This window comes from Methylobacterium segetis (genome assembly GCF_004348265.1).
GTDB classification, from domain to species: Bacteria; Pseudomonadota; Alphaproteobacteria; order Rhizobiales; family Beijerinckiaceae; genus Methylobacterium; species Methylobacterium segetis.
The window spans coordinates 22,196-28,384 of sequence record NZ_SMNT01000071.1 but is presented as its reverse complement, the minus strand read 5'-3'; the positions used below and the strand labels follow the sequence as shown (position 1 = coordinate 28,384).

6 protein-coding genes are annotated in these 6,189 nt (G+C 70.6%); all 6 read left to right on the top strand.

Annotation, left to right across the window (positions count from 1 at the left end):
* Positions 1 to 2,502, top strand: a 2,502-nt coding sequence (locus E1J50_RS28600) for an efflux RND transporter periplasmic adaptor subunit (protein ID WP_483466579.1), incomplete at its 5' end; no start/stop codon positions are given.
* A 126-nt stretch (positions 2,503 to 2,628) separates the two neighbouring features.
* Positions 2,629 to 3,498 (top strand): flagellar motor stator protein MotA, encoded by an 870-nt coding sequence (gene motA, locus E1J50_RS17765; RefSeq protein ID WP_132255173.1) that lies wholly within the window; start codon positions 2,629 to 2,631, stop codon positions 3,496 to 3,498.
* Position 3,499: 1 nt separating this feature from the next.
* Positions 3,500 to 4,444 carry a flagellar motor switch protein FliM gene (locus E1J50_RS17760; protein WP_132255172.1) on the top strand — a complete coding sequence of 315 codons (945 nt, stop codon included), beginning with the start codon at positions 3,500 to 3,502 and terminating at the stop codon, positions 4,442 to 4,444.
* Complete coding sequence (locus E1J50_RS17755; protein ID WP_132255171.1) at positions 4,428 to 4,727, top strand: hypothetical protein; 300 nt, start codon at positions 4,428 to 4,430, stop codon at positions 4,725 to 4,727. The genes E1J50_RS17760 and E1J50_RS17755 overlap by 17 nt, the downstream gene beginning before the upstream one ends.
* Positions 4,728 to 4,803: 76 nt before the next feature.
* Positions 4,804 to 5,127 carry a flagellar motor switch protein FliN gene (gene fliN, locus E1J50_RS17750; RefSeq protein WP_132255170.1) on the top strand — a complete coding sequence of 108 codons (324 nt, stop codon included), beginning with the start codon at positions 4,804 to 4,806 and terminating at the stop codon, positions 5,125 to 5,127.
* Positions 5,128 to 5,137: 10 nt separating this feature from the next.
* Entirely contained in the window at positions 5,138 to 6,166 is a 1,029-nt protein-coding gene (locus tag E1J50_RS17745) for a flagellar motor switch protein FliG (protein ID WP_132255169.1), read from the top strand.
* Positions 6,167 to 6,189 lie beyond the last annotated feature (23 nt).

Sequence of the window (6,189 nt, the reverse complement as noted above, 5' to 3'; positions counted from 1 at the left end):
GTGGTGCAGGAGGCCGAGGAGGGCCCGCCCCGCGCCGTGCTGGCCCTGCCGCTCTCGGCCGAGGGCGCCGCCTTCGCGGTGGCCGCCTTCGCCCTGCCCGCCCGCGAGCGGGACGAGTGGCGCGGCGCGATCCGGCAGGTGCAGTGGGGCGCGGCCTGGCTGGTGGCCAAGCGCGGCGAGGCGCGCGCGCGGGAGGAGCGGCAGGGTCTGGCCCGGGCCCGGGCCGCCCTCGACCTGCTGGCGGGCGTGCTGGAGCAGGCGCGCTTCCGCGCCGCCTGCATGGCGGCGGCGACCGATCTGGCGATCGCGTTTTCCTGCCAGCGGGTGGCGATCGGCTTCCTGCGCCGGGGCGTGGCGCGGATCGCGGGCATCTCGCACACGGCCCAGTTCGGGCGCGAGATGAACCTGGTGCGCCGGCTCGGGGCCTGCATGAACGAGGCGGTGGACCAGCGCAGCCTGATCCTGTTCCCGCCGCCGCCGGGGGAGGGCTTCGTCACCACGGCGCATGCGGAGCTGGCGCGGCTGCAGCATGACGGGCGGGTGCTGAGCGTGCCGCTCCTGGTCGAGGACCGCTTCGTGGGGGCGGTGACGCTGGAGCGCCCGGGCGAGCGGCCGTTCCTGCCCGAGACGATCGGGCTGATCGCGGCGACCTGCGCGGCGGTGGGGCCGGTGCTCGAGGCGAAGCGGCAGAACGACCGCTGGCTGGTGGTCAAGGCGGGCGACGCGGCGGCGGGGCTGGCGCGGCGGATCGTGGGCCCGAACCGGACGGGGCTGAAGCTGGCGCTGGCGGGGCTGGGGGTGCTGGCCCTGGCGCTGTCGCTGGTGGAGGCGGAGTACCGGGTGACGGCGGATGCGCGGGTGGAGGGCTTGGTGCGGCGCTCGGTGGTGGCGTCCTACGACGGCTACCTGAAGGCGGCGCAGGTGCGGGCGGGCGACACGGTGCGGCAGGGGGATCTCCTGGCGAGCCTGGAGGACCGGGACCTGGCGCTGGAGCGTCTGCGCTGGGTGACGGAGCGGCAGCAGCGGACCTACGAGTACGACAAGGCGCTGGCGACGCGCCAGCCGGCGACGATCAACGTGGTCAAGAGCCAGATCGAGCAGGCGGAGGCGCAGATCCGGCTTCTGGACGAGCAGCTGGCGCGGGCGCGGCGTGGCGCCGTTCGACGGGCTGATCGTGTCGGGGGACCTGTCGCAGGCGATTGGCGGGGCGATCGGCCGGGGTCAGGTTCTGTTCGAGATCGCGCCCCTGGACGCCTACCGGGTGGTTCTGAGCGTGGACGAGCGGCTGATTGCGGATCTTCGGGCGGGGCAGCGGGGCCAGATGCTGGCCTCCTCGCTGCCGGAGGAGCCGCAGGCGCTGACGGTGCAGACGATCACGCCGGTGGCGGAGGCGCGCAACGGGCGCAACCTGTTCCGGGTGGAGGGTCGGATCACGCAGGGTTCGACGCGGCTGCGGCCGGGCATGGAGGGGATTGCCAAGGTCGATGTGGAGCGGCGCCTGCTGGTCTGGATCTGGGCCCGCCCCCTCGTCGACTGGGCCCGCCTCACCCTCTGGCACTGGATCCCCTGAACCAAAACGATGACCGGAGCGGCGACCGCATCGCCGGCGATGAGAACGAGGACCACTCGATGAGACGCCCCAGCCTGCCGCTCCTCTCAGGGCTGCTCCTTCTCGCGGCGCCGCTCGGCGCGGGCGCCGCGCCGGCCCCGAAGGTCGCGGGCCTCAAGGTCGATTGCGTGGTCGAGCCCGCCCAGAAGCTCAAAATCGGCAGCGCCACCGTCGGCATCCTCAAGAGCGTGCCGGTCAATCGCGGCGACACCGTCAAGGCCGGCGACGTCATCGCCCGCCTCGACGCCAGCGTCGAGGAGGCCAACGTAGCGCTGGCCAAGGCCCAGGCCGAGTCCTCCGCCGGCATCGAGGCGCAGCGCACCCGGGTCGAGCTGTACAAGCGCCGCCAGGACCGGCAGAGCCAACTCGCCAAGGGCATCGTCACGCAGGAGAAGCTCGATCAGGTCGAGGCCGATTACGAGATCGGCAAGCGCGATCTGCAGACCGAGATCCTCAAGCACGACCTCGCGGGAATCGAGCTGCAGCGGGCGCAGGCGCAGCTGGAGCTGCGGCTGATCCGCAGCCCGATCACCGGTCTCGTGACCGAGCGGCTGATGGCGGCGGGCGAGTTCGCGCGCCAGGACAGCGCGATCTACACCCTGGTGCAGCTCGACCCGCTCTACGTGGAGGCCTACCTGCCGGTACCGCGCTGGGGCGAGGTGGGGCTTGGCCAAGCGGCGACGGTGGTGCTCGACGAGCCGATCGGTGGCAGCTACCAAGCGAAGGTGACGGTGGTGGACCACGTCTTCGACGCGGCGAGCGGCACGTTCGGAGTGCGCCTGGAGCTGCCGAACCCGGGCCACAAGCTTCCGGGCGGCCAGCGCTGCAAGGTCAGCTTCCCGCTGCCGCCCGCAAGCCCGGTCGCCACGGCCCTTCCCCCCCTCGACCGGTGACGACGACCGACGGCGCCCGCGGGAGGAGCGGGCGCCTCCGCGCGATCAAAGCCCCGCGCAAGCCATAGCGCCTAATCCCTCCCGGACGGCGGCCTCGTCCGCACGGCGTCGCGACGCGGGGGAATCTTGGGCGTCTTCATCGGCCTCGTCATCGCGATCGGCTGCATGCTCGGCGGCTTCGTCGCCATGGGCGGCCACCTGATCGTGATCTGGCAGCCCTGGGAATTCGTCATCATCGGCGGCATGGCGGCCGGGACCCTCGTGATGGCCAACCCGATGAAGACCGTGGTCGATTCCGGCAAGGCGACCCTGGAGGCGGTCACCGACAAGGTGCCGAAGCGCAAGGACTACCTCGCGCTGCTCGGCCTCCTGCACGCCCTGATGCGCGAGTTGAAGACCAAGCCCCGCAACGAGGTCGAGACGCATTTCGACGATCCGGGCAATTCCGAGATCTTCAAGAACTATCCGGACATCACCAAGAACCAGGATCTGGTGCTGTTCATCTGTGACTATTGCCGCCTGATCCTGATCGGCAACGCCCGCTCGCACGAGATCGAGGCGCTGATGGAGGAGGAGATCGGCACCCACAGGAAGAGCGCGCTGAAGCCGTACGGCGCGGTGAACACGGTGGCCGAGGCGCTGCCCGCCCTCGGCATCGTCGCGGCGGTGCTCGGCATCGTGAAGGCGATGGGGGCCCTCGACCAATCTCCGCAGATCCTCGGCGGGCTCATCGGCGCCGCGCTCGTGGGCACCTTCTTCGGCGTCTTCGCTTCCTACGGCGTGCTCGCCCCCCTCGCCATCAAGATCAAGGGCGTCCGCGAGAAGCAATGCGCGGTCTTCACCATCGTCAAGCAGAGCCTGATCGCCTACATGAACGGGGCCCTGCCCCAGGTCGCGGTGGAGCACGGGCGCAAGGGCATCGCGGGGGCCGACCGGCCGACCATCGACGAGGTCGAGGCAGCCACCGTTCCCGGCGCCCGGGCGGAGGCGGCCTGAGATGGACGCGCCCGCCGAGAGCACGGCCCCGCCTCCCGTCGACATCCGCGCCCGCATCCAGGAGGCGGCCGGCCTGTCCCTCGACAGGCTGCCGATGCTCCACGTCATCTTCGACCGGCTCGCCACCGCCTGCGGCGACGCGCTGAAGCACCTCGCCGCCTCGACGATCTTCTACTCGCTCTCGGGCGTCGAAGGTGGGCGCTTCGGCGAGTTCCTGGACGCCTACGACGCCAATGCGGTCGTGGGCATCTTCCACGCCCCCGAATGGGACGGGCACGTCCTCGTCGGGTTCGACCGGGACTTCATCTTCACGATGGTCGAAGTCCTGTTCGGGGCCGACGGCTCGGAACAGCCGGTCGAGGACGAGCGGACCTTCTCGGCGATCGAGCTGACCATCGCCCGGATGATCTTCGAGCAGGTCGGCAAGGCCCTCGAATCCTCCTTCGGCCTCGTCTCGCGGACCCCGTTCCGCCTGGAGCGGATGGAGACCCGCATGGAATTCGCCGTCATCGGGCGGCGCGGCAACAAGGCGGTGCAGGCGAAGTTCCTGCTCCAGGCGCTGAACCGCGGCGGCGAGATGTTCCTCGTGATCCCGCAGACGGTGCTCAACCCACTGCGGCCGGGCCTCGCCAAGGTGCTGACCGGGGAATCCGCGGCCCGCGACCCGCGCTGGACGCAGCAGATCGCCGCCGAGGTGCAGAAGACCGAGGTGCACCTGCGCGCGGTGCTGGAGGAGCGCCACCTGACGCTCGGCGAGATCGCCGGCCTCAAAGTCGGCCAGGTGATCGCCCTCGACGCGACCCCCTCCACCCGGATCAAGCTCGAGGGCAACGACCGTCCGCTGTTCTGGTGCCACGCGGGCCAGTCGCAGGGCGCCTACGTGCTGCGGGTCGACGAAGTGATCAATCAGGACAAGGACGAGGGCGTGCATGGCCTCCTGGATTGACGGCGTCCTGCTCACGGCCCTCGTCGGCACCAGCGCCTGCGTGGTGCCGATGTACCTCAAGCTGAAGCGGCTGGACCGGGCCCAGGCCGCCTACGGCCGAGCCATGGCCCAGTCCGGCGACGCGCTCGTGAGCGCGGGCGACGCGGTGCGGAGCTTCGCGAGCGAGGGACGCGAGGTGCTCGAGGCCCTGAGCCTCAAGATCGAAGAGGCGCGCGGCGCGCTGGCCGAGTTGGAGGCGTCCCGTCGCGCCCTCCTCGCCGCGCGCGGCGAGGGTGGGGTGTGAGGAGCCGCGACAGCCTCGGGCCAGCCAGCCTCGCTAGACCCGTGATCCGACCCCAGGCCGCGACCCCGAGCCCCCGATGAGCAGCAGCCCCTTTCCCGACACCGCCCCCGTCGCGGGTCCGCAGGTCGGCGACGGCCGCAATTTCGATTCGATATTGCGGATCCCCGTCCTCGTGCAGGTGGTGCTCGGCTCCGCGACGATGCCGGTCGCGAATCTGATGAAGCTCGGGCGCGGCGCCATCGTCCCCCTCGACCACCGGGTCGGCGAGCCCGTCGACGTGATGGTCAACGGCCGGGTGATCGCGCGGGGCGAGATCGTCATCGTCGAGGAGGACAATTCCCGCTTCGGCGTCTCGCTGACCGAGGTCGTCGGCCCCGCCGATTCCGACCAGAACGGCTGAGGCGGCGACGGTGGTTGCGCCCCCTCCGGCGGTGCGCGGCCCGCGGCCGCTCAACCCGGTCGATCAGGTCGCGACGCTGCTGCTCGCCATGGGCAAGCCGGCGGCCGGGCGCCTGCTGAAGTATTTCGAGCCGGACGAGCTCAAGCGTATCACCCGCTCGGCCATGCATCTCGGTGCGGTGAGTCCGAACCAGCTTGACGACGTGGTCGAGATCTTCTCGGAAGAGTTCTCGAACGGCGCGAGCCTCGTCGGCACCGCGCAGGAGGTCGAGAAGCTCCTCACGGGGCTCCTCCCGGCCGACCAGATCGCCGATATCCTGGCCGAGGTGCGCGGCAACGCCGCCCGTTCGGTCTGGGAGCGGATGGGCACGGTCTCGGAGAGCGTGCTCGCGAGCTACCTCGTCAAGGAGCACCCGCAGACGGCGGCGCTCATCCTGTCCCGCGTCAAGCCCGCCACCGCCGCCAAGGTCATGGGCCACCTGCCCGGCCCTCTGCGCAACACGGTGATGCGGCGGATGCTGAGCTTCAAGCCGATCATCGACGAGATCCTGCAGAGCGTCGAGAAGACCCTGCACGAGGATTTCATGATCAACGGCTCGCGCAATTCCGGCGCCGACACGCACGCCAAGATGGCCGACATCATCAACAAGATGGACCGCGCCCAGATGGACGACGTGCTCTCGAGCCTGGCCGAGACGCGGCCGAAATCGGTCGAGACCCTGAAGGGCCTGCTCTTCACCTTCGACGACATCGTCAAGCTCGCGCCGCGGGCCCGCACCACCCTGTTCGACGCAGTTCCGAACGACCGCCTCGTGCTCGCGCTGAAGGGCACGGACGCGGAGTTCCGCGGTGTGATCCTCGGTGCTCTCTCGGCCCGCGTCCGCCGCATGGTCGAGCACGAGCTGAACGGCGGCGAGCCGGCGGCGCAGAAGGACGTTCTGGAGGCGCGCCGGAGCATCACCGATCTCGCCATGGAGATGGCGGGGCGGGGCGAGATCGAGATCAATCCCGGGGGCGAGGATGAAGCGCTCATCCGCTGAGACGACCTGCGATCCGACGACCC